Here is a 24,336-nt window from a genome sequence, read left to right on the forward strand (position 1 = left end):
TGTGGGCCGAAAAAAGGCGGCCTGCCGGTGGATCAAATGTTCTGGGGATAAAACGTAAGACGAGGCACCGCGATTCAGCCTGGCAGTCGTGCACTGACAAGGCACAGGCTGCGGTGCTGGCGAAGCTGAATGAGGGTGTGAGAGGTTTTCATGCCTTCAACCCTAACCGCGAGGGGAAAGGATGGCAAGCAGTCGAAAAACTTTGAGAGGAATACTCGAAAAGCTAGGTTATGCGAGATTTTATTGCCCATAAGAGGCTGGATCGTTTTGATGTTTGCGCAGTGTCTCAGCCATGCGCAATAGATAGAAGAGGGGGTTGAGTGGATTGGGAGTGTTCAGATTTATCTGCGGATTTCAGTGATGCTCAGGCCGTCTTCGCGGGCAAGCCCGCTCCCACAGGGTTTTGTGTCGTAGCAAAATCTTGAGTTCAGCCCCGGAAACTGTGGGAGCGAGCCTGCTCGCGAAGAGGCCATCAGCATATTTAAGGCTGAAACGCGCCAATAAAAATCGCCGGATCCACCCGCGCATCGTTCAGGCTGATGTTCCAGTGCATGTGCGGCCCGGTCGCGCGCCCGGTGGAGCCGACTTTCCCGACCACGCCACCACGTGCCAGCTGCTGGCCGACTTTCACGTCGATCTTCGACATGTGGCAGAACATGCTGATAAAGCCCTGGCCGTGGTCGACGAACACCGTATTGCCGTTGAAGAAGTAATTCCCGATCAGGATTACCTTGCCGGCGGCCGGGGTTTTGATCGGTGTGCCGGCGGGAACTGCAAAGTCGAGGCCCGCGTGGGGGTTGCGCTCTTCGCCATTGAAGAAGCGGCGCACGCCGAACTTGCTCGACAGCGGCCCATTGACCGGTTTGTCCAGCAGCAGGTTGCTCGGGGTGTTCGGGCTAAAGCTGCGGTAAGCCTGGATCTGCTCGGCCAATTCGCCCTCGATGCGCTTGAGATTTTCCGGGTTCGGATTGACCTGCTGCGTATTCTTCAGGGTGATGTGCTGTTCCGGGTATTTCTTGTTGCCGACGGTGAAACTCAGGTTGCGGCCACCGCTGCTAAGCGACTGACTGCCCGGTTTGACCGTCAATGGCACGCCGACAATGGCCAGCCAGTTGTTCTGTTCCTTGACCACCAGCACCGGTTTGCCTTGATAGCTGGCTTTCGGTGCCTGGGCGGAGTTGCCCAGATCCACCACGGCCACGCCGCCCGGCACCGGTTTGTTCAACAGGCGGGTGATGTAACTGTCTGCGTGTGCGTTGAAGGTCAGGCACAGCAACAACATCGGAGCGAAAAAACGCGGCATGGATCAATCCAGTAAAGAAAGGGTGACAGGCGTCAGGTGATTGTCTTCGACCCGCACTTGCAGCTCGCCTTCACCCAGTTTGGCTTTCAGGCGCTGGCCAGTATGGGTCTGCGCGGCGCTGCGAATCGCGTTGCCGCGCTCGTCCAGCAGAATGCTGTAGCCACGCGCGAGGGTCGCCAACGGGCTGACCACGTGCAGCGTCTGCATCTGACTTTGCAGTTGCAGGCGACGGGATTTAAGCCCTTCACGCATGGCCCGGGGCAGGCGTTCGGCGAGGCTGTCGAGGCGTTGGCGGAGCATCGCCAATTGTCGCCCCGGATGTTGCCCGGCGAGGCGGGTTTCCAGGCGGATCAAACGTTCGCGACGGGTATTGAGGTTGCGCTCGAACGCGCGGCGCATACGCATGTCCAGATCATCCAGACGTTGTGCTTGCTGACGCAGACGTTCGCCGGGATGGCGCAGGCGCCGGGCCATGCCCTCCAGGCGCAACCGGTCGCGCATCAAGCGGTCGCGGATGCGCATCACCAGGCGCCGATGCAGACTTTCGACGCGACGCACCAGATCGCTGGAGTCCGGCGCGAGCAGTTCGGCCGCGGCGGACGGTGTCGGGGCGCGGACGTCGGCGACGAAGTCACTGATCGACACGTCGGTTTCATGACCGACAGCGCTGACAATCGGCGTCACGCAGGCATCCACGGCGCGAGCCACGGCTTCTTCGTTGAAACACCAGAGGTCTTCCAGCGAACCGCCGCCACGGGCCAGGATCAACGCGTCGAAACCGCGGGCATCCGCCAGCTTCAGCGCGCGGACAATTTGCGCGGTGGCTTCGCGACCTTGCACAGCGGTGGGGATCAGCGTCAGTTGGATCTGCGGCGCGCGGCGGCGGAACACGCTGATGATGTCGCGGATCACCGCGCCCGTGGGCGAGCTGATGATGCCGATGCGTTGCGGATGCGCCGGCAGCGGCACTTTGCGCTCGGCACTGAACAGGCCTTCGGCGCTGAGCTTTTCCTTCAACGCATCGAAGGCCAGACGCAGGGCGCCGTCACCGGCCGGTTCCACGGTGTCGAGAATCAGTTGGTAGTCGCCACGGCCTTCAAACAGCGAAACCTTGCCGCGAACCTTGACCGCCAAGCCGTCTTTCAGCGCCTGGCGAACCCGCGCGGCGTTCTGCCGGAACAGCGCGCAACGCACCTGGGCACCGCTGTCCTTGAGGGTGAAATACACATGGCCGGACGCCGGGCGGGCGAGGTTGGAGATTTCGCCTTCGACCCAGATATTGCTGAACACGTCTTCGAGCAACACCCGCGCGCGGCCGTTGAGCTGGCTGACAGTCAGGACTTCCCGGTCCAGGCCGAGTCTTGCAAAGGGATCTTTAATCATGGGGCGCAGTTTAAAGGCATTCGGCGATCAATCTCCATGATCCGGCGAAAATCCCCTGTGGTGTTGCTACGCCGATCGGGTGAAGTGCTCAACGAATTGCTGAACCAGCGCAGTGGGACTCTGCCGATAGGCGAGGGCGACGGTGCTGTGGCAATCCGGGTCGGCCAAGGGCAGAAAGTGGATATCCGGCGGCGCGATGTCTTGCATCGATTCCGGTAACAGCGCGATGCCGAACCCGGCCTGGATCAATTGCAGCTGCGTGGTTTTGCGTGACACCACCCGCGCCGCCTGGGGAAAGAACCCCTGGCGCATGCACAACTCGGCGGACAGATAGCTCAGACCGCCACGCTGTGGATGAGGGATGGAAATAAACGCTTCATCTTTCAACTGTGCCAGATCGATGCCGTGCGCGGACTTATCCACAGCTAGCCGATGATTCGGCGGCACCGCCAGTAACAGGCGCTCGCTGTACAGCGGAACAATCTGCACCCCTTCACGCTGACGCAGCACCGGCAGGCGCAACAGGCCCACATCGAGGCGACCTTCGGCCAATTCTTCCAGTTGCGCCTCGGAGGACAGCTTGACGATGTCCATGGACACACCGGCGTGCCGATCCAGATAAACGCTGATGCCCCGCAGCAACCGACCGCTCATCGGCACGGTGCTGGAGTGACTCAGACGCAACACACCCAGTTGACCTTCACCTACTTGAGTGGCCATCTCGCTGGCCTTGGTCAGTTCGTTCAACAGGTTTCTGGCCCGAGGCAAGAACGCTTCACCCGCCGCCGTCAGTCGGGGTTGGCGCGCGGTGCGTTCGAACAGCGGCGTTTGCAGTCGGGTTTCCATGTCCTTGATCTGCCGGCTCAAGGCCGATTGAGCAATAAACAGTCGTTCGGCTGCAGCGCTGAAGCTGCCACTCTCGGCGATTTCCACGAAGTAACGCAATTGGCGGGTTGAAAGCACGAGGTATGCCTTTTCGAGATGGGTGGTCGACGTTGAAGATATTAGTCGCAACGCTATGCGCTGGCTAAAGTCATCGCAGGAATTAAAGGAAGTTGTCGATGAATGTGCTGGAGTTGTTAAACCAATGGCCGTGGGGTGCGGTGGATTGGCTGGTGATCGGGCTGGGTATCGCTCTGGCCTACATCGTATTCGGCATCGCCGGTTTCGGCACCGCGCTGGTGGCCGGGCCGATTCTGATCCTGTTCATGCCGCTGTCGAAAATCGTGCCGCTGCTGGTGTTGCTGGATTTCGTCGCGGCGTTCGGCAATCTGTTGCCCTCGCGACGGAATGTGGCGAGGCCCGAACTGCTGCGGCTGCTGCCGTGCATGGCGGTGGGCTGCACGTTGGGGGTGATTTTTCTCCTGAACTTGAAGTCCGATGTCTTGCTGCTGTTGATGGGGCTGTTTATCAGCGCCTATGCGGTCTACAGCCTGTGGATTAAAACCCGTCCGGCGCAATTGTCCGCCGGGTGGGCGGTGCCGATGGGCACGGTGGGCGGGATGTTCGGGGCGCTGTTTGGCAGTGGCGGCTTTTTATATGCAATCTATTTGAACAGTCGGCTGCCCAAGGATGCGGCCCGGGCAACCCAGAGTGCGTTGATCAGTTGCAGCACCGTGGTGCGTTTGAGCCTGTTTGCCGTCGCCGGTGTGTATGCCGAGCTACCCTTATTGGTATTGGCGCTGTGTTTGTTGCCGGCGATGGCGCTGGGGTTGTGGATCGGCCGGCGGTTGACCATGAAATTGTCCCGCGAGGCATTCGTGCGGCTAGTGACTTGGTTGGTGCTGGCCAGCGGGATTGCCTTGATCGGGCGTTATTTGAGTACTTGACCGGATTTCGTCAGGGATTAAGCTGCCGGCCGCCTTGGCGCTATCGCGGGCAAGCCCGCTCCCACAAGGATCTCAGGTGAGCACAAATGTGTTTACGACCGAGAACGTGTGGGAGCGGGCTTGCCCGCGATGGCGTCAGGACGAACACCGCAGAACATCCATTTGACGCAGCAGGCTTGCACCATGAATTCCCAAAGCATCATCGTCCCGAAAATCTCCACCCTGCCGGTACACGAACCCCGGGCCCGGGCGGTCGTGCGTTGGCTGGTGCGCAAGAACATCATTAAAGAAGAACTGACCACCTGTGGCCGCACCGGCAATCGCATGGCCCACGCCATCGCCGACGGTGCCCGCGCCGTGGTCCTGCACCCTGACGCGCTGCCGTTCGGCGAGCCGGTCAATGGCCTGGAAATCATCACCAAGCGCTGCATCTATACACCGGCCAAGGGGTTTCTCGAAGAAGCCGGCTGCGCCGAGTGCCGCAAGGAAATCGGCGAAGCGCTGTTCGAAAGCCTGGAAGACTGGATGCCGGGGCGCACCGATAACTTCACCTGCCCTGAATGCGGGCATGAAGACGACATCAACGGGTTTCTGTTCTTGCAGGAATGCGGCTTTTCCAACCTGGGGTTCATCTTCAACAACTGGCTCGAGGCCGGGTTCAAGCAGGACTTTATCGATGAGTTTGCCGATTGGCTGGATCAACCCGTGAGCTGGGTCAAAGTCGAACTGTAAATGTAGGAGCGAGGCTTGCCCGCGAAGGCATCGATTCGGTCTACCTGATGACCGCGATGATGCCTTCGCGGGCAAGCCTCGCTCCTACGGGATTTGTGTGCCAAAACCTCCGTCGATCACCGCGTCGATAATAGACAGAGTTTTACATTGAACCCGAGGGGGTGTCTGACTATAATGGCGCGCTTCCATTTTCCCGCTCGGGAGCCCCCGCGATGCTGCGTATCAGCCAAGAAGCTCTGACCTTCGACGACATTCTTTTAGTGCCCGGTTATTCCGAGGTTCTTCCTAACGAAGTCAGTCTCAAGACCCGCCTTACCCGTGGCATCGAGCTGAATATTCCACTGGTTTCTGCTGCCATGGACACCGTTACTGAAGCCCGTTTGGCAATTGCCATGGCTCAGGAAGGTGGCATCGGCATCATCCACAAGAACATGACCATCGAGCAGCAAGCTGCCGAAGTGCGTAAGGTCAAGCGGTACGAGGCCGGCGTGGTCAAGGACCCGATCACCATCGAGGCTGACGCCACGGTTCGTGAACTGTTCGAACTGACCCGCCTGCACAACATCTCCGGCGTTCCGGTACTGCACGATGGCGACCTGGTCGGCATCGTCACTTCCCGTGACGTGCGTTTCGAAAACCGCATGGACGCCAGCGTCCGTGAAGTGATGACGCCTAAAGAGCGTCTGGTCACGGTCAAGGAAGGCGCCGACAAGAACGACGTCCGTGAGCTGTTGCACAAGCACCGTATCGAGCGCGTGCTGATCGTCGACGACAAATTCGCCCTCAAAGGCATGATGACCGTCAACGACATCGAAAAAGCCAAGGCTTATCCGCTGGCCAGCAAGGACGATCAAGGTCGTCTGCGCGTCGGCGCTGCAGTCGGTACCGGTAAAGACACCGGTGACCGCGTAGCTGCCCTGGTCCACGCCGGCGTTGACGTGGTAGTGGTCGACACTGCTCACGGTCACTCCAAAGGCGTGATCGATCGCGTTCGCTGGGTCAAACAGAATTTCCCTGAAGTGCAGGTCATCGGCGGCAACATCGCCACCGGCGCTGCCGCCAAGGCCCTGGCCGAAGCCGGCGCTGACGCAGTCAAGGTCGGTATCGGCCCGGGCTCGATCTGCACCACCCGTATCGTCGCCGGTGTCGGCGTCCCGCAAATCAGTGCCATCGCCAACGTCGCCGCTGCCCTTGAAGGCACTGGCGTTCCGTTGATCGCCGACGGCGGCATCCGTTTCTCCGGTGACCTGTCCAAGGCCATCGTTGCCGGTGCCTCCTGCGTGATGATGGGCTCGATGTTTGCCGGTACCGAAGAAGCGCCAGGCGAGATCGAACTGTTCCAGGGCCGTTCGTACAAGGCTTACCGCGGCATGGGTTCGCTGGGCGCCATGTCCCAGGCTCAAGGTTCCTCCGACCGTTACTTCCAGGACTCCTCCGCGGGTGCCGAGAAGCTGGTTCCGGAAGGCATCGAAGGGCGTGTTCCGTACAAGGGCACCCTGAGCGCCATCATCCATCAACTGATGGGCGGCCTGCGTTCTTCCATGGGCTACACCGGTAGCGCCGATATCGAAGAAATGCGCACCAAGCCTGAGTTCGTGCGGATCACCGGCGCTGGCATGGCCGAGTCCCACGTTCACGACGTGCAAATCACCAAAGAAGCGCCAAACTACCGCGTAGGTTGAGGCTTCCAGCAATAAGTTAAGTAACCGGGGCTGTTTTCAGCCCCGAGTTGTTTCTGATTCTCTTCACCGAACTGCATAGACGAGACTGACCACATGGCCCTCGACATTCACGCCCACCGCATCCTGATCCTCGACTTCGGTTCCCAGTACACCCAACTGATTGCCCGCCGCGTGCGTGAAATCGGCGTGTACTGCGAACTGCATCCGTTCGACATGGACGACGAAGCGATTCGCGAATTCGCTCCAAAAGGCGTCATTCTCGCCGGCGGTCCCGAGTCCGTGCACGTAGCCGACAGCCCGCGCTGCCCGCAAGCGGTGTTTGACCTGGGCGTACCGGTCTTCGGTATCTGCTACGGCATGCAGACCATGGCTGAACAGCTGGGTGGCAAGGTCGAAGGTTCCGAACTGCGTGAGTTCGGTTATGCCCGCGTTGACGTGGTCGGCAAGAGCCGTCTGCTCGATGGCATCGAAGACCACATCGACGCCGATGGCCTGTTCGGCCTCGACGTGTGGATGAGCCACGGTGACAAGGTCACCAAGATGCCGGAAGACTTCCACATCCTGGCCAGCACCCCGAGCTGCCCGATTGCCGGCATGTTCAACGATGCTCGCGGCTACTACGGCGTGCAGTTCCACCCGGAAGTGACCCACACCAAGCAGGGCGGTCGCATCCTCTCGCGCTTCATCCTCGACATCTGCGGCTGCGAAGCCCTGTGGACACCTTCGAAGATTGCTGAAGACGCCATCGCCCAGGTCCGCGCTCAGGTTGGTACCGACAACGTGTTGCTTGGCCTGTCCGGCGGCGTTGACTCCTCGGTGGTTGCCGCGCTGCTGCACAAGGCCATTGGCGACCAGCTGACCTGCGTCTTCGTCGACAACGGCCTGCTGCGCCTGCACGAAGGCGAGCAAGTGATGGCCATGTTCGCCGAGAACATGGGCGTCAAGGTGATTCGCGCCAACGCCGAGGACCAGTTCCTCGACAATCTGGCAGGCGAAAGCGACCCAGAGAAGAAGCGCAAGATCATCGGTCGTACCTTCATCGACGTTTTCGATGCCCAGTCCAACAAACTGGATAACATCAAGTACCTCGCCCAAGGCACCATCTACCCGGACGTGATCGAGTCGGCTGGCGCGAAAAGCGGCAAGGCGCACGTGATCAAGTCGCACCACAACGTGGGCGGCCTGCCGGAAGAAATGAACCTCAAGCTGGTTGAACCCCTGCGCGAGCTGTTCAAGGACGAAGTCCGTCGTCTGGGCCTGGAACTGGGCCTGCCGTACGACATGGTCTACCGTCACCCGTTCCCGGGCCCGGGCTTGGGCGTGCGGATCCTCGGTGAAGTGAAGAAGGAATACGCCGACCTGCTGCGTCGCGCCGACCACATCTTCATCGAAGAACTGCGCAAAGCCGACTGGTATCACAAAGTCAGCCAGGCGTTCGTGGTGTTCCAGCCGGTGAAGTCGGTTGGCGTGGTCGGCGATGGCCGTCGTTACGCCTGGGTCGTTGCCCTGCGTGCCGTGGAAACCATCGACTTCATGACCGCGCGTTGGGCACACCTGCCTTACGAACTGCTGGAAACCGTCAGCGGCCGGATCATCAATGAAATCGAAGGCATCTCCCGCGTCACCTACGACGTGTCGAGCAAGCCGCCAGCGACCATTGAGTGGGAATGATCGTGATTGAGCCTGTGAACCCAGGCTCAAAACGATAGTGGCAAAAGAAGCCCCCGATCGTGAGATCGGGGGCTTTTGCGTTTCAGGGGATGTGTACCTTGTAATAACGGAAGGATGAGTTAAAGCGGCAGGCGGCCTTCGAGGTCCATGCCCATACGGCTCAGGGCCCAGGACAGTTCGACGATGTCGGCATAAGGCACCTGGTGCACTTCGGTCCATGAGGGGCGATTGATCAGATACTTGCCGTCAACTGTACGCTCGACCAAGGTTCGTGTAATTCGGGTATCCCTGGCGCGATGAATCAGCGTCCAGCTGCCGTTCGACTTCTCGAAAGTGAACATGCCTTGGCGGAACAGCAGCCGCTCGAGCTCCTCCGGCGTCCTTTCGAGCAGGGGCAGTGGCGTCTGCAGACTCAGGTCGGCAAACAGGGTGTCGGTATCTCCCCTGATGGATTCGTGTTGCGAGCCAAAACCACGCCCCACGTCGATTCCTCGATCCATTTCGATCAACAGGTTATCTTCAGGGAGCACCTCTTCGATGCGTAAACCGATACCGCCCTGCATTTCACTGATGCCAGCCATGCCCCGAAAGGTATTGGTGTTTTCCTGGTCCGTCAGCACCACCCATTTTCCAGCCCTGTTGAGCGATTCGTCGGCCTGCATGATGGTGTGGGTGAGGTAGGTTTTTATGGCTTGTTCATGCGTGTCGGGAAGTGGCGAGCCGGGGTAGCGGTAACTCGCCAGACAGTCTGTTGCCTGAATTCGAATGCCGTAGCGTTGAGCAGCCTTGACCACTTCAAGCGGCGTGAACCGTCCGGATGGATCGCTTTGCAGCTGTCGTAGAGACTTTTCCAGGTCGTCGGACATTTCCCCGCTTCTGAAAAACTGATTGAGATCCCGTTGACTGAAATCGTTGAGCAGGCGATGGAAATAGAGCGTCTTGACATCCTTTTGGGCCAGGATCGGCATGTTCTCGATGAGAAACTGCATGCTGGCAATGCGATCCTGGCTTTCGCCGATAACCAAGCCTGGGGCGGCGTCAAAAATCTCCGGAATCAGTTCTGCGGCGGTGGTCGATGGTGTCACACCAGGAAGCGCCGGGCGCGGGGGTAATGAACCGGTGAGCTCATTACGGGAAAAGAACTGTCGGGCGTCCCGTGACAGGTTTGCGCGCTGGGCTGCGACGTATTCGTCGTAAGTGGACATCCCGCGCAGATGTCCATCGGGCAGTCGCATGACTTTGACGTGAGTTTCTCTTATGCCCAACGCCAGTTTTCTGAGACGGAGTCCGCCCGATGCATCGTACTGAGTGGCGGGACGGCTCAGGGTGGCCAGCGGTGGATTTTGAACAGTGACCTGGAACGTTCCTGGCTGCGTGTTGCCGCCGCCCTTGAGTTCGGCTCGGGGGGCCAGTTCCCATTCACCCTGAGCATTGAGACGTACCGGTAGAGATACTGAAAACGCATTCGGTCGTTCAGGATCAATGATGGCCCACGTGCCGCCGCCATTGATGTCGACTTCGTAGCGCACGTAATAAGCCGTGTCATTGAGCATGATGGCAGTGGAAGGGTTGGCGTTGAGTTGATAGATGCCCTGGAATTTTCCAGAATCGGTGCCAGGTGTTTTGTCCTCGAGCAGTTCGTTGGCCTGCCAGTTGTCCGGAATGCCCGATCGCTGGATTTCAGGCAGCGGCCGAGGAAGGTCTTCGATCAGCGATGCTGCTCCGTCAACCTCGCCAGCCACTTGCGGCCAGCCCATGGGCTTCATCCCCTTTGCAATCAATGCCTCTTTGAGTTCATCGAGGTTATCCACAGTCATGGACTCATAGGCAGGCCGAAGCGGAGTATCCAGATTGAGCCTCCCACCGGGTGTCGACCTGATGACGCTGTCTGCCATTCCATTGTTGGCGTTGCGATAAACCACCAGGACGCTGCTTCTGTAGCGCTGAAAGGTGAACATCCCCGGTTCCGGCAACAGCGCTCTCAGATCCTGCGGGGTCCGGTACGCCCATGGGGTTTGCATCTGTACGCGCCAGTCGCCTTTGATCAGTGCCTGGATGCTGTCGAGGTCAATGCCATCTGACTCATAAACAGGGGAGTCCGGATAGTCTGCATATTCCACTGCTAACCCGGGATCGGAGCTGATGGGCTGCGTATGCCCCGGCGCTACATCATCGATACGGAGGCTCAGGGCATCGGTCTGTTCGCTGATGCCCCGGTAGCCTCTGAACGTCGCCATGTTTTCCTGATTGACCAGGGCAATCCATTTGGCCGGTTCTTTCAATTCTTCATTGAAGTGGATGACCTCGCTGGCAAAAAAACTCCTGGCCATCTGGTAATCCGACTCCCGGTTAAAAGCATCTTTATTGATGTTGTAGGTCGTCGACATGTCGATAGCTTGAACCCGAATGTGCTGGGCATTGGCGGCTTTCACGAGCGCGAGCAAATTGAATTTGCCATCGGGATCGTTGCCGGCCTTGAGGTCGAGTTTCCTCAAGTAGTTTTCCAGCTCTTGCGGCATTTCGCGGGTTCGCGCGAAGGCATCCAGTTCAAGTTGGTTGGCGTTCGCCAGCAGCTCCTGCAAGTACAGGGTTCTCACTCCGCGCTTGGCCAGCGCAGGCATGTTTTCGATCAGGAACTGTTTGCTGCCGATGCTGCCTTGGCTCTCGCCGACGACTAACCCCGGCTTTCTCGCGAATGCAGCATCGAGCAGATCGGTGGACGTTTCGATCAGTTGTGCCGTAGGTATCGGTAGACGAGGACTGGGTGGATTAAGCTCGTAATACACCTTTGCGTCACTGACCAGGTTGCTGCGAGGTTCTTCCTGAGCCAAGTCGAACTCGCTCAAGGATTGTGTGAGTTCGTCGACAGGGGACATGAATACACTACGGGCGCCGACTGTATCTACATCGGATTGGAGCACGCTGCGCACGTCTATTGAGCCGATTGTCCATACCCTTCTGAACAAGCCGCGAACGTCTGCCCCGCCGAGTGCCCAGGCCCTCATTTCGGGGTCTTCGAGCCCGGGTACATGAATGCCCGGCGTTCGCGCCCATTCTTCGACAACAACAGGTTCAGCGGATGGGCCCGCGGTCGCAATGGACGGTACGTTCATGCCGCCCCTCAACCCCAGCCGCGGGATGATTTCCCACTTGCCTTCGGCGCCCAAACGCACGGGAATCGTGCCCGAGAATGCATCGGGGTTGGCCGGGTCGACAATGGCCCAGGTACCACGGCCGTTTATGTTGGTTTCATAGCGCACGTAATAAGCATTGTCGTTGAGCTGGATGGCGCTCGAAGGGTTGGACGCGAGTCGATAGGTTCCTTGAAACTTGCCCGGTTCACGAACCAGCATGTTGTCGTTGAGTGACACATCGATCTTGAAAGTATCTGGCACCTTCACAGCAGGCTCGATCTCGCCCGGTGTTTCAACAGTCGCCTCGGTCGGCATCGGTCCTGGGCCCTCGACCGGCGTTGTCAATTCAATCAGATTGGCCATTTCCGTTGCTTCGGCAGCGTCGATTTCCGGGCCGACTTCCTCCAGTGAGCCCGGGCCTTTGAGGACTAAAAGGTTGAACAGCAAATCAATACCGCTGAGCACCGCGCCAAGGACGCCAGCCTTGCGCTCCTTGGTGGTTTTTCCATTGACCGCCTGATCGATGTTCAAGCCCAGGCTGGCGATGCTGGCGCCGACCACTGGCAGTGCAATCGGCCAGCCGACGACCGCCATCGGACCGAGCACTTTCACCCCCGCGCTGAGGTAGCCGATCCAGAGTTTTTTGCGCAGATCGCCATTGGAGGTCAACGAGAGTTCGGCTTCGGCGAACATCGCGGCTTTGGTCGAGTCGCTCAACCAGTTGAACGCGTCGCCGGTGACAGCCTGGTTCTTTTGATTGATCAGGTGATGGTCGTACTTGCCCCAGGTACTGACCAGCCGATTCATGATATCGGTGATGTTCTTGGCAATGGCTTGGCGATCGGCCAGGGAAAAATGCGTCATGAACGCCTGGCGCGCCTCTTCCGTGTTCATCCGCTGCAACATCCAGTAGTGCATGTCCATTGCGGTTTCCAGCACCTGAAAGGCTTCGGTTTCACCGGGCAGGTAAACAATCTGCCGGCCCTTGGGCGCGACAAAACGAAGAATGTTGTTGGCCACGTAGCCGTCGACATCCAGGGTTCGAACGCTGTCAGCGCAAGGGTGTTGTGATTGCAGCAACTGCAGGCTGACAGGCCAGGTGATCGAGCCAATGACGGCATGGGTGACCAACTGGAAGTCCTCATCACTCAACTGGCGTTTATCACGCGCCTGCACCGCTTTGATCAGGAAATTGCACTTGGCCAGGGCGCGGAAATCGGTGCCCGAATTGTTCCAGAAGGCCGTCAATCGGTCGGTGTATAGAGCGCTGAAATTGATGCTCCAGAAATCCTTCAAAACCTCATTGCCATGCAGGCGCACTTCGTTGGTTTCATTGAAATCGCCAGTTTTCGGGCCGACGGTATAGAAGCCCGCATAGACATCCAGCAAGTCGGCGTTGTCCTGGTCAGCGGCGCGGAAGCGATGGATCACCAATTGTGTCAGGGTCATGGAGGACGTCGGCGTTGCCTTGGCGTGCTCCCAACCGGTGAAGGCTTTCAAGCTGCTCTGAGAGGCGTCGAATCGGTGGAAGTACACCTGATCCGGGTCGAGGCCGACGATGTCATATTTTTTCAGCAGGTCGCTGGCAACTTCGTGCGCCGTGTCTTGCAGGCTGGGGCACGTCTGGATGACGGTGGTGGCGATTGCCTTGAGCGCCGCCTTGTCGGCGGCATTGGGCAGTGGGCGGGTTTCGATCGGGTTCATGCTCTCTATCCTTGAGAAATGGGCGTCGAGGATGACCCGTTCGCTCAAGGAATGTGCACTACATAGTTATGCCCATTGTCGATTCAGTACCGTGTAGTGTCAGCGGCGGGCCACATCCGAAAAGTAGAACTTGTCCAGGGTATGTCGCGACTCGGTGTACTCGAATTGTCGACCGTCCTGCAGGAAAGTCTGGTTGCTGACCACGATCACATGGCTCTGGCCGTCGAGGTCCAGGTGTTGCTGGTCGTCCTTGCTGCGGGGCACCGCTTCGATGGTGCGCTGCGCGTAGGCGATTTGCAGCTGCAGGGTCTGCTCGATGAAGGCGTAGATCGAGTGTTCGGCGATATCGCGGGACAGGCCGGGAATCACGTCGCTGACGAAATGGTTGATGTCGAGGATCACCCGTTTGCCGTCGATCCGCCGCACGCGTTTGATCCGCGTGATCAGGCTGCCTTCTGCAGCCTTGATGTGTTCAAGCAGCGGGCCTTCGAGGGGGATTTGTGTGAATTCGACCACCTCGGTGCTGACGTCATTGCCCAGTCGTGGGTAGGTTTCCTGGAAGCTGACGATGCCGCCGAGCTGAAATTCGATCGGGTTGGTCGACAGCACGAAGGTGCCTTTGCCGTGGACTTTCTGGGCGAAGCCGCGCTCCTGCAATTGCTCGATGGCCTTGCGCACGGTGCCGCGACTGGCCTGATAGGTGTCCATCAGTTCGGTTTCGGAAGGCAGTCGTGCGCCGCGTTCCAGACGTTCGGTGGTGATGCTGGCAAGCAGATCGCTGTAGATCTGGTTGTATTTACTCATGGGGATGGCTCTGTGCCGCGCTGACTCAAGGTTTTGAACCTTAAGGGCAGGGTAGGGGTTTGTCCATGCGGCTTTGGGTTTCTTTGACTTCAGAGGTAGGAAAAATCGCCGCCTGTCGGGTTCGGGAGAAACAAAATCAAACTCGTCTGTACGAGTTGTTGCAATAACTCGTACAGACGAGTACTTTTCGCTTCGGCGTGCTGCCAATAACAAAAAACTACAGTGGAAGAACAAGCATGAGCCACGACTACCCGAATATCGCCTCTGAGCTGTTGGACAGCCTCGGCGGCAGCGACAACCTCGAGCAGGCCGCGCATTGCGTCACACGCTTGCGCCTGGCCCTCAAGGACCCGAGCCTGGTCGACAGCGCTACGCTGAACCAGATCGATCTGGTCAAAGGCTCGTTCTATACCGGAGGTCTGTTCCAGGTGGTGATCGGCCCCGGCGAAGTGGAAAAGGTCTACGCCGAGCTGCGCCGGCAAACCGGTCTCGCCGCCTCGACCATCGCCGACGTCAAACAGAAAAGCGTCGACAAGATCAACCCGATGCAGCGATTGGTGCGGGTGTTTTCCGACGTATTCATGCCGATCCTCCCGGCGCTGATCATTGCCGGCCTGCTGATGGGCATCAACAACCTGATCGGCGCCAGGGGCATGTTCATCGAGGGCAAGACCCTGCTGGACGCCTACCCCAAGCTTGACGGGCTCTGGAGCCTGATCAACCTGATGGCCAACACCTCGTTCGTGTTCCTTCCGGCGCTGGTGGGCTGGTCGGCGGCCAAGCGCTTTGGCGGCAGCGAAATCCTCGGCATTGTGCTTGGCCTGATGCTGGTACACCCGGATCTGCTCAACGCCTGGAACTACGGCAAAGCGGTTGCGGGGCTGGAGGGGCAGAGCCTGCCGTACTTCGACATACTCGGTATGTTTCAGATCGAGAAGGTCGGTTACCAAGGGCAAATCCTGCCGATCCTGCTGGCGGCCTATGTGATGAGCGTCATCGAAAAGTGGCTGCGGGCGCGAGTGCCTAATGCGGTGCAATTGCTGGTTGTGCCAATCACCACCATCGTCGTCACCGGGGTGCTGGCGCTGGCGGTGATTGGCCCGGTGACCCGCCATCTGGGGATTCTCATCACCGAAGGCGTGGTCACCCTGTTCGACCTGGCGCCCATGATCGGCGGCGCGATTTTCGGCCTGCTCTACGCACCGCTGGTGATCACCGGCATGCACCACATGTTTCTCGCGGTCGACTTGCAACTGATCTCCACCCAGGGCGGCACTTTCATCTGGCCGATGATCGTCATGTCCAACCTCGCCCAAGGCAGCGCGGCACTGGGGGTGTTCTACATGACCCGCAACGTGCGGGACAAAAGCATGGCCTCGACCTCGGCGATTTCTGCCTACTTCGGCATCACCGAACCAGCCATGTTCGGGGTCAACCTGCGCTACAAATTTCCGTTCTATGCGGCCCTGATCGGCTCGGCGCTGGGCTGCATCTTCCTGTCGCTGAACAAGGTCCAGGCCTCGGCAATCGGCGTCGGTGGCTTGCCCGGTTTCATCTCGATCATTCCGCAGTTCATTCCGATGTTCGTGGTCGGGATGGTGATTGCCATGGTCGTGCCGTTTGTTCTGACCTGCGGGTTAAGCATGAGGATTGTCCGACCCGGGTATCGGGTCGCCTGATAGATCGCCATCGCGGGCAAGCCCGCTCCCACATGGAATGCGGTCACTGTGGGAGCGGGCTTGCCCGCGAAGAGGCCCGCAAGGCCAGTACAAAACTTACTGAAGGAACCCCGCCATGCAAGACTGGCAACGTTCGGTGATCTACCAGATCTACCCGAAGAGTTTTCACAGCCACGCTGGCAACCCCACGGGGGATTTACTCGGCGTCGTGGCCAAGCTCGATTACCTGCACTGGCTGGGTGTCGATTGCCTGTGGATCACGCCGTTCCTGCGTTCGCCCCAGCGTGACAACGGTTACGACATCAGCGACTACTACGCCATCGATCCAAGCTACGGGACCATGGCCGACTGCGAGTTGCTGATCGCCGAGGCCGGCAAGCGCGGGATCAAATTGATGCTCGACATCGTGGTCAATCACACCTCGATCGAGCACACCTGGTTTCAGCAGGCCCGCAGTAGCCTCGACAACCCTTATCGCGATTTCTACATCTGGCGCGATCAGCCGAACAACTGGGAATCCAAGTTCGGCGGTTCGGCCTGGGAGTACGAGGCCCAGACCGGTCAGTACTACCTGCACTTGTTCGACCACACCCAGGCCGACCTGAACTGGGACAACCCCCAGGTGCGTGCCGAAGTCTTCAAGATGATGCGGTTCTGGCGCGACAAAGGCGTGGGCGGTTTCCGTCTGGACGTGATCAACCTGATTTCCAAACCGGCGGACTTCCCCGAGGACAACACCGACGGTCGACGTTTTTACACCGACGGCCCGCACGTCCACGACTACTTGCAGCAGATGCACCGTGAAGTGTTCGAAGGCCATGACCTGATCAACGTCGGTGAGATGTCCTCCACCAGCCTGGAACACTGCATTCGCTACTCGCAGCCGGAGTCGAAAGAGCTGTCGATGACCTTCAACTTTCATCACCTGAAGGTTGATTACCCGAACCTGCAAAAGTGGGTTCGCGCCGATTTCGATTTCCTCGCACTCAAACGCATCCTCTCCGACTGGCAGACCGGCATGCAGGCCGGCGGCGGCTGGAACGCGCTGTTCTGGTGTAACCACGACCAGCCGCGTGTGGTCTCGCGTTTTGGTCATGACGGTGAGCATCGGGTGGTGTCGGCGAAGATGCTCGGCACGGCGCTGCATTTTCTGCAGGGCACGCCATTTGTGTATCAAGGTGAAGAACTGGGCATGACCAATCCGGGCTTCGATCACATCGATCAATATCGCGATGTCGAAACCCTGAACATCTTCCGGCTCAAGCGCGAAGCCGGTAGCAGCGACGCCGACAACATGGCGGCGATCATGCAGAAGTCTCGGGACAACGGTCGCACGCCGATGCACTGGAACGCCGAGCCGAACGCCGGTTTCAGTGCGGTCGAGCCCTGGATCGGCGTGCCGGCCAACGCGGCGCAGATCAACGTCGCCCACCAACTCGACGATCCGGATTCGGTGCTGCATCACTACCGTGAGCTGATTGCCCTGCGCCGCCGTGAAGCGCTGATGTGCGACGGCGTGTATCGGCAATTATTGCCTGAGCACACGAAAATCTGGGCGTATGTGCGTGAAGGCCATGGCGAGCGTTTGCTGGTGCTGAACAACTTCTATGGCGCGCCGTGCGAAGTCGAACTGCCGGATGACGTGATCAGCGAAGCGATGACTCAACGTCTGGTCATCAGCAACTACCCGGACTGTCCGCCACGAAACCGGCAGGTGTTTCTACGGCCCTATGAGTCGTTCGTTCTGCACCTGACCAATCACTAAAAAAACACCGTTTCAAAAAACACGCAGAACGCTGCGCGGGGGAGTTTTGCGCGCCGATTTTGCTGCATCACACAATAAAAATAATGAGGTGGTTCTTGAAAACAACAATAAATCGCAGCCTTGCAGCGGCGGGCGTGTGCCTGGCATTACCACTGTCGGCCCAGGCGCTGGAATTCGCCGGCTATTTGCGTAGCGGTGTCGGCACCTCGGTCAACAGCAGTTCCCAGTCGTGCTTTCAATTACCCGGCGCGCAGTCGAAATACCGGTTGGGTAACGAATGCGAACAGTATGCGGAGCTGGAGTTGCGCCAGGATCTGTTCACCCTGGACGACGGTTCGGTGCTCAGTGTCGACGGCATGGCCTCGCTGTATAACCAGTACGACCGCAGCCTGACGTTCAACGGTGACAACGGCTCGGTGCGCATGCCGCAGCTGTATGCGCAATGGTCGAACATGCCCAGCCTCAACGGCGGTTCGCTATGGGCCGGTCGGCGTTACTACAAGCGGAACGATATCCACATTTCCGACTTCTACTACTGGAACCAGAGCGCCACCGGCGGCGGTATCGAAGATGTGCTGATCGGTGATCTGAAGTACAGCTACGCCTTCTCGCGCAAGGACAATCTGTACCAGAAGGACTACATCAACCGTCACGATTTCAACGTCGCCGGTTTCAACACCAACCCAGGCGGTGAGCTGGAATTCGGCTTGAGCTACATCGACAAACCCGATAGCCGCGACGCTCACCGCGGTTGGGCGATCACCACCCAGCATGTGCAGAAGGGCTTTCTGGGTGGCAAGAACAAACTGGCCTTTCAGTACGGTGAAGGCCCCGGCACCGGGTTGGGCTATACCGGTAACGTGAGGCTGGATGACAGCAGCAAAAGCTACCGCGTGGTGGAGTTCTTCGACTGGCAAGTGACGCCGCGTTTCGGCGGGCAAGTCGAAGCGGTCTACCAGAAAGACATTCGCCCGGACGGCGCTGACCAAAACTGGATTTCCCTCGGGATTCGTCCAGCGTATGCGATCACCGAGCAGTTCAAACTGGTGACCGAACTGGGCCACGATCAGGTCGAAGCCACGGGCGGCACGCGCAAGTTGAGCAAGTTCACCTTCGCCCCGACCTGGTCGCCCAAGGGCCCGGAATTCTGGGCGCGCCCGGAGGTGCGTCTGTATTACACCTATGCCAGCTGGAACGAGGCGGCCAAGCGGGCAGCCAATGAACTGGCGGCGGGTTCGGCGTTGTCCGACACCGGCGCCTTCGGCACGGCGCGACACGGTTCGAACGTCGGATTGCAGGTCGAGTATTGGTGGAAATAAGCGATGCTGTCGGAGCCTCGCGCTCCATCAGCACTTCAAAGAACAAAACAGCAGGTGACGTCATGGCCACACCCCAACAATTGCAACTGCTGGCACCCTTGTCCGGCGTGCTGATGCCGCTGGACCAAGTGCCCGATCAGGTGTTTTCCAGTCGCGTGATCGGCGACGGTCTGTGCATCGATCCGACTTCGCAAACCTTGTGCGCACCGCTGGCCGGGGTGATCAGCAATGTGCAGGTCAGTGGGCATGCCGTCAGCATCACCGACGACAATGGCGTGCAGGTGCTGATGCACATCGGCCTCGACACCGTGAACCTGGCGGGAAAGGGGTTCACCCGGTTGGTGGAGGAAGGTCAGCGGGTCGCGGTGGGGCAGGCGCTGATCGAGTTCGATGCCGATTACATTGCCTTGAACGCCCGCAGTTTGTTGACCTTGATGCTGGTGGTCAGCGGTGAGCCGTTCACCTGGCTGGCGCCCGAAACGGGTGTGGTGGAAAGCGGCCAGCCGCTGCTGAGTCTGAATCCATCCGAAGATGCGGCCGATGAACCGATGCCGGAAGAGGGCGAGGCGCTGTTCTCCAGACCGGTGACGCTGCCCAATACCAACGGCTTGCACGCGCGTCCTGCGGCCGTGTTTGCCCAAGCGGCGAAAGGTTTTTCGGCGAGCATTTGCCTGCATAAGCAGCAGGACAGCGCGAACGCCAAATCCCTGGTGGCGATCATGGCTTTGCAGACCGCCCATGGTGACGTTCTGCAGGTCAGTGCGGCGGGCGCGGATGCCGAAATAGCGATCAAGACACTGGCCGAGTTGCTGGCCGCCGGTTGCGGGGAGGCCGTGACGGTGATGGCAGAGGTCGAGACGGTTGCTGCTGAGGCCTCATCGCTGAAAGTGCTGCGCGGCGTCTGTGCCTCGCCGGGGTCGGCGTTTGGCCAGGTGGTACAGATTGCCGAGCAGACCCTCGAGGTGAGCGAATCGGGTGTTAGTCCTCAGGTTGAGCGCGAGCATCTGTCCCAGGCGTTGGCGGCGGCGGTTCTGGCCCTGCAGCAGTTGCGTGACAACGCCACAGGTGACGCTCAGGCAGACATCTTCAAGGCGCATCAGGAACTGCTCGAAGATCCTGGCCTGCTGGATCAGGCCCTGGCACTGATCGATGCAGGCAAAAGCGCCGGTTTCGCCTGGCGTGCGGCCACCGAGTCGACGGCAGTCTTGTTCAAAGGCCTGGGCAATGCCTTGCTGGCCGAACGCGCCGCAGATTTGGCCGATGTCGGTCAACGGGTGCTCAAGCTGATTCTCGGCGTAGAGGATCGTGCGATGGAGTTGCCGCAAGGGGCGATTTTGATTGCCGAGCAACTGACGCCCTCCCAGACGGCTGGCCTGGACACGTGCAAGGTGCTGGGGTTCGCGACGGTCGGCGGTGGCGCCACCAGCCATGTCGCGATTCTCGCGCGGGCCTTCGGTTTGCCGGCGATCTGCGGCTTGCCGGTTCAGGTGCTGACACTGATCAATGGCACCCGGGTTTTGCTCGATGCCGAAAAAGGCGAGCTGCAGTTGGACCCTGATCTGGCCGCCATTGAGCAGTTGCAAGCCAATCGTCAGCGACAAAAGAAACGCCAACAATACGAGCTGGAAAATGCAGGGCTGACCGCCTGTACCCGCGATGGGTATCACTTTGAAATCACCGCCAATATCGCGTCGCTGGCCGAAGCCGAACAAGCCATAGCGCTGGGCGGCGAGGGCGTCGGTCTGTTGCGTTCGGAGTTTCTTTATCTGGATCGCAATCACGCGCCGAGCCATGACGAGCAGGCCTCCACCTACGGCGCCATCGCCCGAGCTTTGGGCCCGGCGCGCAATCTGGTGGTGCGAACTCTGGATGTCGGCGGTGACAAACCCTTGGCCTATGTGCCGATGGAGCGCGAAACCAACCCGTTTTTGGGCATGCGTGGCATTCGTTTGTGCCTGGAGCGTCCGCAGCTATTGCGTGATCAATTCAAGGCAATTTTGAGCAGCGCCGGGCTGGCGCGCCTGCACATCATGCTGCCGATGGTCGCGCAGCTGTCGGAATTGCGGCTGGCCCGTCAGCTGCTTGAAGAAGAGGCGCTGGCCTTAGGGCTTACGGAATTGCCGAAACTGGGGATCATGATCGAAGTACCGGCGGCGGCGCTGATGGCTGATCTGTTTGCGCCCGAGGTGGATTTCTTCTCCATCGGCACCAACGATCTGACCCAGTACACCTTGGCCATGGACCGCGATCACCCACGGCTGGCCAGTCAGGCCGACAGTTTTCATCCGGCGGTGCTGCGTTTGATCGCCACTACAGTGAAAGCCGCTCATGCCCATGGCAAATGGGTTGGGGTGTGTGGCGCCATGGCTTCGGAAAAACTGGCGGTGCCGCTGTTGCTGGGGCTTGGGGTGGATGAACTGTCGGTGAGCGTGCCGTTGATTCCGGCGATCAAAGCGGCGGTGCGCGAGGTGGATCTGCTGGACTGCCAGGCCATCGCCCAGCAGGTGTTGGGGCTGGAAAGTGCCGAGCAGGTACGCGAGGCATTGCGGCTGCACCATGAGGCGACGGTCGATACTTCATTGATTCTGGAGAACTGAGCATGTTCGGGAAAATGCAGCGGGCGTTCTGGAAAGCGTTGACGCCGGACCTGGTGGTGGATGAGCCGAAAGTGCTGGCTCAGCCTGTTTCGGGGTTGGCCGCGAATGTCGTCGCCGCCCTGGGCGGTGTGGATAACCTCAAGTCGCAACAGCCGGTGGCGCTGACCCGGGTGCGGGTGGAATTGCGGGACATGACGCGAATGGATCGGCAAGCGTTGACGGTGGCAGGGGTGCCGGGAGTGATGATGCTGGAGGGTGGAGTGGTTCATTTGATTACCGGGCTTCAGCCATAATCGGACCTTTGTGGTGAGGGGGCTTGCCCTGATGCCGGTAAGTTAAGACGCAGAACCTGTGGGAGCGTGGCTTGCCCGCGAAGAACGATGACGCGTAATACCTGAAAAACCGCGGCGCATTCTTCGCGGGCAAGCCCGCTCCCACAGGATTTTCGTCGCTCAAACTTCTTAACTTCCCTCGCCAAAGCTGCTCAGCGCTACGCCGATGGCCGAGCCCGCAACCGTCGCCCAATCACATCCAGAACATCACACCCGTCGCGCAATGGAATGGCGCAGAGCAAGGCAAAGTCACTGAGAATGAAGGACTCACACTCGACCGAACCGCGCATCGACATGTTCTCAAGCACCTGAGTGACTGCACGAATTCGATAGTTGGCAGCGTCATACAAAACATCGAGCGGCGCGTGGGTATCGACGAACAGGGTGGGCATGTCGTTGCAGTTGCCGGTGAGGGCCATGAAGCGGTTGTCGGGGTGGGGAATTGGATTTTCGTAGGGTGGATCGGGATGAAGACTTTTCATTTTTAAACCTCTGGTAGAAGTGGAGCTACCATCGGCCTTCCTACAGGCTTGGGTGGCAGCTATACGCGGGGTAGGAATATCGAGACCAGAGAACTCGACCACACCGAAGCGTGCCCGCGCACGGGAGTGTCAGATTTTTTGTGTGCGGGCCGGTAACGGCCTGCCATAAGGCAAGCCCTCATTTCACCAGTTTGACCTGGTAAATCGATCGCCATAAAGAATCGCAAACTGATTCATTGCGCTCTTCCAGTCGTGCGCTGCGCTGCCCCAATTGGCCGTGATGTTTTGCAGTGCCAGCCAGATCAGCTTCGTCGCTGCATCATCAGTCGGGAAGTGGCCTCTTGTCTTGATGATCTTGCGCAACTGAGCATTGATGCTCTCGATGGCGTTAGTGGTGTAGATCACTTTTCGGATGGCAGGCGGGAAGACAAAAAACGGGATGACTCGATCCCAGGCACGTCTCCAAGCGGCTACGACTGTTGGGTATTGTTTGCCCCAAGGCCCCGTTTCAAATGCGTCCAGAGCTTGCTCGGCAGCTTCAACGTTAAGCGCCTGATAAACCGGCTTGAGGGCTTTGGCCAACTCGCGGCGCTTGTCCCAGGAGGCGTAATCAAGACTGTTACGGATCAGGTGCACGATGCAGGTCTGCAAGGTCGTCGTCGGAAACACCGCACTCAAGGCTTCTGGCATGCCTTTAAGGCCGTCAGTTACCGCGATCAATACATCCTCAACGCCACGGGTCTTGAGGTCGTTGAAGACCTTCATCCAGAACTTGGCCCCTCAGTGGTCTCAATCCAGATGCCCAAAATGTCTCGGGTGCCGTCCGGCAGCACGCCCAGAGCCAGGTAGATGGCCTTGTTGCGAACCAGTCCTTCCTCACGGATTTTGACCCGCAGCGCATCGAAGAAAATCACCGGATACATCGGCTCAAGCGGGCGTTGTTGCCAGGCAGTCACTTCCTCCAACACTGCGTCAGTGACCGAGCTGATGAAATCATGGGAAACATCGGTCCCGTACTGCTCCGAAAGGAATGCCCGGATCTCTCGGACGGTCATGCCACGGGCGTACATGGCAATGATTTTGTCGTCGAAGCCCGTGAACCGACGCTCATGCTTGGGGATCAGCATTGGCGCGAAGCTGCCATCGCGATCCCGAGGAATGTCCAGACGCAGCGGGCCATCATCGGTCAGCACGGTCTTGCTGCTTTTGCCGTTGCGCTGGTTACTCGACTCCTCAGGGCGCTCCGCGCCCTGAGGGTAGCCAAGGTGGTGACCCAGCTCCGCGCCAAGGGCTCGCTCGATAAGCGCCTTTTTGAACGCCATGGATGCGTCCTGAATCGCCTCGGCGCTCATTGGGCCTTTAACGAACTGATCGATCAGCTCCTTCGGAATCGAAGGAAGCTGGGTTTTGGCCTCCGAGGCCGGTTTCTTTTTGGTCGGCATACATGCTCCTTTTCAACATGTTATGCCCGAACACAAAATTTCTGACAGTCCCCCGCGCACAGCCGCCGCAACTGATCTTACGGACACACGTTAATGGCCGCAATTCAGGTGTCGACGCCAAAGCGTCCTCTCTAGTCTTGAAGGGTTCCTACACCCTGCCACTGAGTTTTCAGTGACCACCAGAGACTATCGATGGAGCGCATTTCACACCAGTTCATGGAAACCGCTACAACTTGAAGGAAACTTCCGACGACCTTGCCCAGAAATTTCGCCGACTGTAAGACCGCCTTCGCGGGCAAGCCTCGCTCCTACAGATCACCGACATCCTGTGGGAGCGTGGCTTGCCCGCGATTGAGCGCGAAGCGGTCATAAAATCTATCTGCCTCAGAGATAACAGGCCTTAAGAAAATTAGGCGCGGGGACTTTGCGGGGGATCGAGCAGGAAAGAAGTCGGGAAAGGTGGAAATGGATGTAGGGT

15 protein-coding genes and 1 pseudogene are annotated in these 24,336 nt (G+C 59.0%); 9 read left to right on the forward strand and 7 right to left on the reverse strand.

All coding sequences use genetic code 11. From position 1 onward, the window contains the following. Positions 1-481: 481 nt before the first annotated feature. The 3 genes from PSH65_RS06140 to PSH65_RS06150 all read right to left on the reverse strand — a co-directional run bounded on the left by PSH65_RS06140 (position 482) and on the right by PSH65_RS06150 (position 3,649). Positions 482-1,303, reverse strand: coding sequence for a peptidoglycan DD-metalloendopeptidase family protein (locus PSH65_RS06140; RefSeq protein WP_305425355.1), 822 nt, complete (start codon positions 1,301-1,303; stop codon positions 482-484). Positions 1,304-1,306: 3 nt separating this feature from the next. Beyond that, positions 1,307-2,686 (reverse strand): exodeoxyribonuclease VII large subunit, encoded by a 1,380-nt coding sequence (xseA, locus tag PSH65_RS06145; protein WP_305425356.1) that lies wholly within the window; start codon positions 2,684-2,686, stop codon positions 1,307-1,309. Positions 2,687-2,752: 66 nt separating this feature from the next. Further along, complete coding sequence (locus PSH65_RS06150) at positions 2,753-3,649, reverse strand: LysR family transcriptional regulator (RefSeq protein WP_305425358.1); 897 nt, start codon at positions 3,647-3,649, stop codon at positions 2,753-2,755. Positions 3,650-3,747: 98 nt separating this feature from the next. Here PSH65_RS06150 and PSH65_RS06155 point away from each other — a divergent pair, with 98 nt between their 5' ends. The 4 genes from PSH65_RS06155 (at position 3,748) to guaA (ending at position 8,600) form a co-directional block, all read left to right on the forward strand. After that, entirely contained in the window at positions 3,748-4,515 is a 768-nt protein-coding gene (locus PSH65_RS06155; RefSeq protein ID WP_305425360.1) for a sulfite exporter TauE/SafE family protein, read from the forward strand. Positions 4,516-4,698: 183 nt separating this feature from the next. After that, positions 4,699-5,247, forward strand: coding sequence for a sugar ABC transporter ATPase (locus PSH65_RS06160; protein WP_305425361.1), 549 nt, complete (start codon positions 4,699-4,701; stop codon positions 5,245-5,247). A 212-nt stretch (positions 5,248-5,459) separates the two neighbouring features. Further along, positions 5,460-6,929, forward strand: coding sequence for an IMP dehydrogenase (gene guaB / locus PSH65_RS06165; RefSeq protein ID WP_123358100.1), 1,470 nt, complete (start codon positions 5,460-5,462; stop codon positions 6,927-6,929). 93 nt (positions 6,930-7,022) lie between these two features. Next, the gene (gene guaA / locus PSH65_RS06170; RefSeq protein WP_007903619.1) at positions 7,023-8,600 is read left to right on the forward strand and encodes a glutamine-hydrolyzing GMP synthase; all 1,578 of its coding nucleotides are present in this window, start codon (positions 7,023-7,025) and stop codon (positions 8,598-8,600) included. Positions 8,601-8,719: 119 nt separating this feature from the next. Here the strand turns inward: guaA and PSH65_RS06175 are convergent, their stop codons facing one another. Both PSH65_RS06175 and treR read right to left on the reverse strand, forming a co-directional pair. Beyond that, positions 8,720-13,438: a membrane-targeted effector domain-containing toxin gene (locus PSH65_RS06175; protein WP_305425362.1), complete on the reverse strand. Its 4,719-nt coding sequence runs from the start codon at positions 13,436-13,438 to the stop codon at positions 8,720-8,722. A gap of 99 nt (positions 13,439-13,537) precedes the next feature. Then, positions 13,538-14,242 (reverse strand): trehalose operon repressor, encoded by a 705-nt coding sequence (treR, locus tag PSH65_RS06180; protein WP_305425363.1) that lies wholly within the window; start codon positions 14,240-14,242, stop codon positions 13,538-13,540. Between the two features lie 236 nt (positions 14,243-14,478). On the opposite strand from treR, the gene treP reads away from it, so the two are divergent. The 5 genes from treP to PSH65_RS06205 all read left to right on the forward strand — a co-directional run bounded on the left by treP (position 14,479) and on the right by PSH65_RS06205 (position 21,895). Continuing rightward, a complete protein-coding gene (gene treP, locus PSH65_RS06185; protein WP_305425364.1) occupies positions 14,479-15,921 on the forward strand; it encodes a PTS system trehalose-specific EIIBC component in 1,443 nt (480 codons plus the stop codon). 115 nt (positions 15,922-16,036) lie between these two features. After that, positions 16,037-17,686, forward strand: coding sequence for an alpha,alpha-phosphotrehalase (gene treC / locus PSH65_RS06190; protein ID WP_305425365.1), 1,650 nt, complete (start codon positions 16,037-16,039; stop codon positions 17,684-17,686). 95 nt (positions 17,687-17,781) lie between these two features. Beyond that, the gene (locus PSH65_RS06195; RefSeq protein ID WP_305425366.1) at positions 17,782-19,005 is read left to right on the forward strand and encodes a carbohydrate porin; all 1,224 of its coding nucleotides are present in this window, start codon (positions 17,782-17,784) and stop codon (positions 19,003-19,005) included. A gap of 62 nt (positions 19,006-19,067) precedes the next feature. After that, entirely contained in the window at positions 19,068-21,602 is a 2,535-nt protein-coding gene (gene ptsP, locus PSH65_RS06200) for a phosphoenolpyruvate--protein phosphotransferase (protein ID WP_305425367.1), read from the forward strand. Positions 21,603-21,604: 2 nt separating this feature from the next. Further along, the gene (locus tag PSH65_RS06205; protein ID WP_305425368.1) at positions 21,605-21,895 is read left to right on the forward strand and encodes a PTS transporter subunit EIIB; all 291 of its coding nucleotides are present in this window, start codon (positions 21,605-21,607) and stop codon (positions 21,893-21,895) included. Between the two features lie 197 nt (positions 21,896-22,092). Here PSH65_RS06205 and PSH65_RS06210 read toward each other — a convergent pair whose 3' ends face one another. Beyond that, positions 22,093-22,416: a hypothetical protein gene (locus PSH65_RS06210; protein ID WP_305425369.1), complete on the reverse strand. Its 324-nt coding sequence runs from the start codon at positions 22,414-22,416 to the stop codon at positions 22,093-22,095. A gap of 183 nt (positions 22,417-22,599) precedes the next feature. Then, positions 22,600-23,858, reverse strand: a pseudogene (locus tag PSH65_RS06215) (IS256 family transposase). Between the last annotated feature and the right edge of the window lie 478 nt (positions 23,859-24,336).

Source organism: Pseudomonas sp. FP603 (assembly GCF_030687415.1).
Lineage (GTDB): Bacteria > Pseudomonadota > Gammaproteobacteria > Pseudomonadales > Pseudomonadaceae > Aquipseudomonas > Aquipseudomonas wuhanensis.

What these genes read in the sequence shown, in the direction of transcription:
- PSH65_RS06140 (WP_305425355.1), bottom strand. Translation starts at nt 1,303, where the DNA reads ATGCCGCGTTTTTTCGCTCCGATGTTGTTGCTGTGCCTGACCTTCAAC.
- xseA (WP_305425356.1), bottom strand. Translation starts at nt 2,686, where the DNA reads ATGATTAAAGATCCCTTTGCAAGACTCGGCCTGGACCGGGAAGTCCTG.
- PSH65_RS06155 (WP_305425360.1), top strand. Translation starts at nt 3,748, where the DNA reads ATGAATGTGCTGGAGTTGTTAAACCAATGGCCGTGGGGTGCGGTGGAT.
- PSH65_RS06160 (WP_305425361.1), top strand. Translation starts at nt 4,699, where the DNA reads ATGAATTCCCAAAGCATCATCGTCCCGAAAATCTCCACCCTGCCGGTA.
- guaB (WP_123358100.1), top strand. Translation starts at nt 5,460, where the DNA reads ATGCTGCGTATCAGCCAAGAAGCTCTGACCTTCGACGACATTCTTTTA.
- guaA (WP_007903619.1), top strand. Translation starts at nt 7,023, where the DNA reads ATGGCCCTCGACATTCACGCCCACCGCATCCTGATCCTCGACTTCGGT.
- PSH65_RS06175 (WP_305425362.1), bottom strand. Translation starts at nt 13,438, where the DNA reads ATGAACCCGATCGAAACCCGCCCACTGCCCAATGCCGCCGACAAGGCG.
- treR (WP_305425363.1), bottom strand. Translation starts at nt 14,242, where the DNA reads ATGAGTAAATACAACCAGATCTACAGCGATCTGCTTGCCAGCATCACC.
- treP (WP_305425364.1), top strand. Translation starts at nt 14,479, where the DNA reads ATGAGCCACGACTACCCGAATATCGCCTCTGAGCTGTTGGACAGCCTC.
- treC (WP_305425365.1), top strand. Translation starts at nt 16,037, where the DNA reads ATGCAAGACTGGCAACGTTCGGTGATCTACCAGATCTACCCGAAGAGT.
- ptsP (WP_305425367.1), top strand. Translation starts at nt 19,068, where the DNA reads ATGGCCACACCCCAACAATTGCAACTGCTGGCACCCTTGTCCGGCGTG.
- PSH65_RS06205 (WP_305425368.1), top strand. Translation starts at nt 21,605, where the DNA reads ATGTTCGGGAAAATGCAGCGGGCGTTCTGGAAAGCGTTGACGCCGGAC.
- PSH65_RS06210 (WP_305425369.1), bottom strand. Translation starts at nt 22,416, where the DNA reads ATGAAAAGTCTTCATCCCGATCCACCCTACGAAAATCCAATTCCCCAC.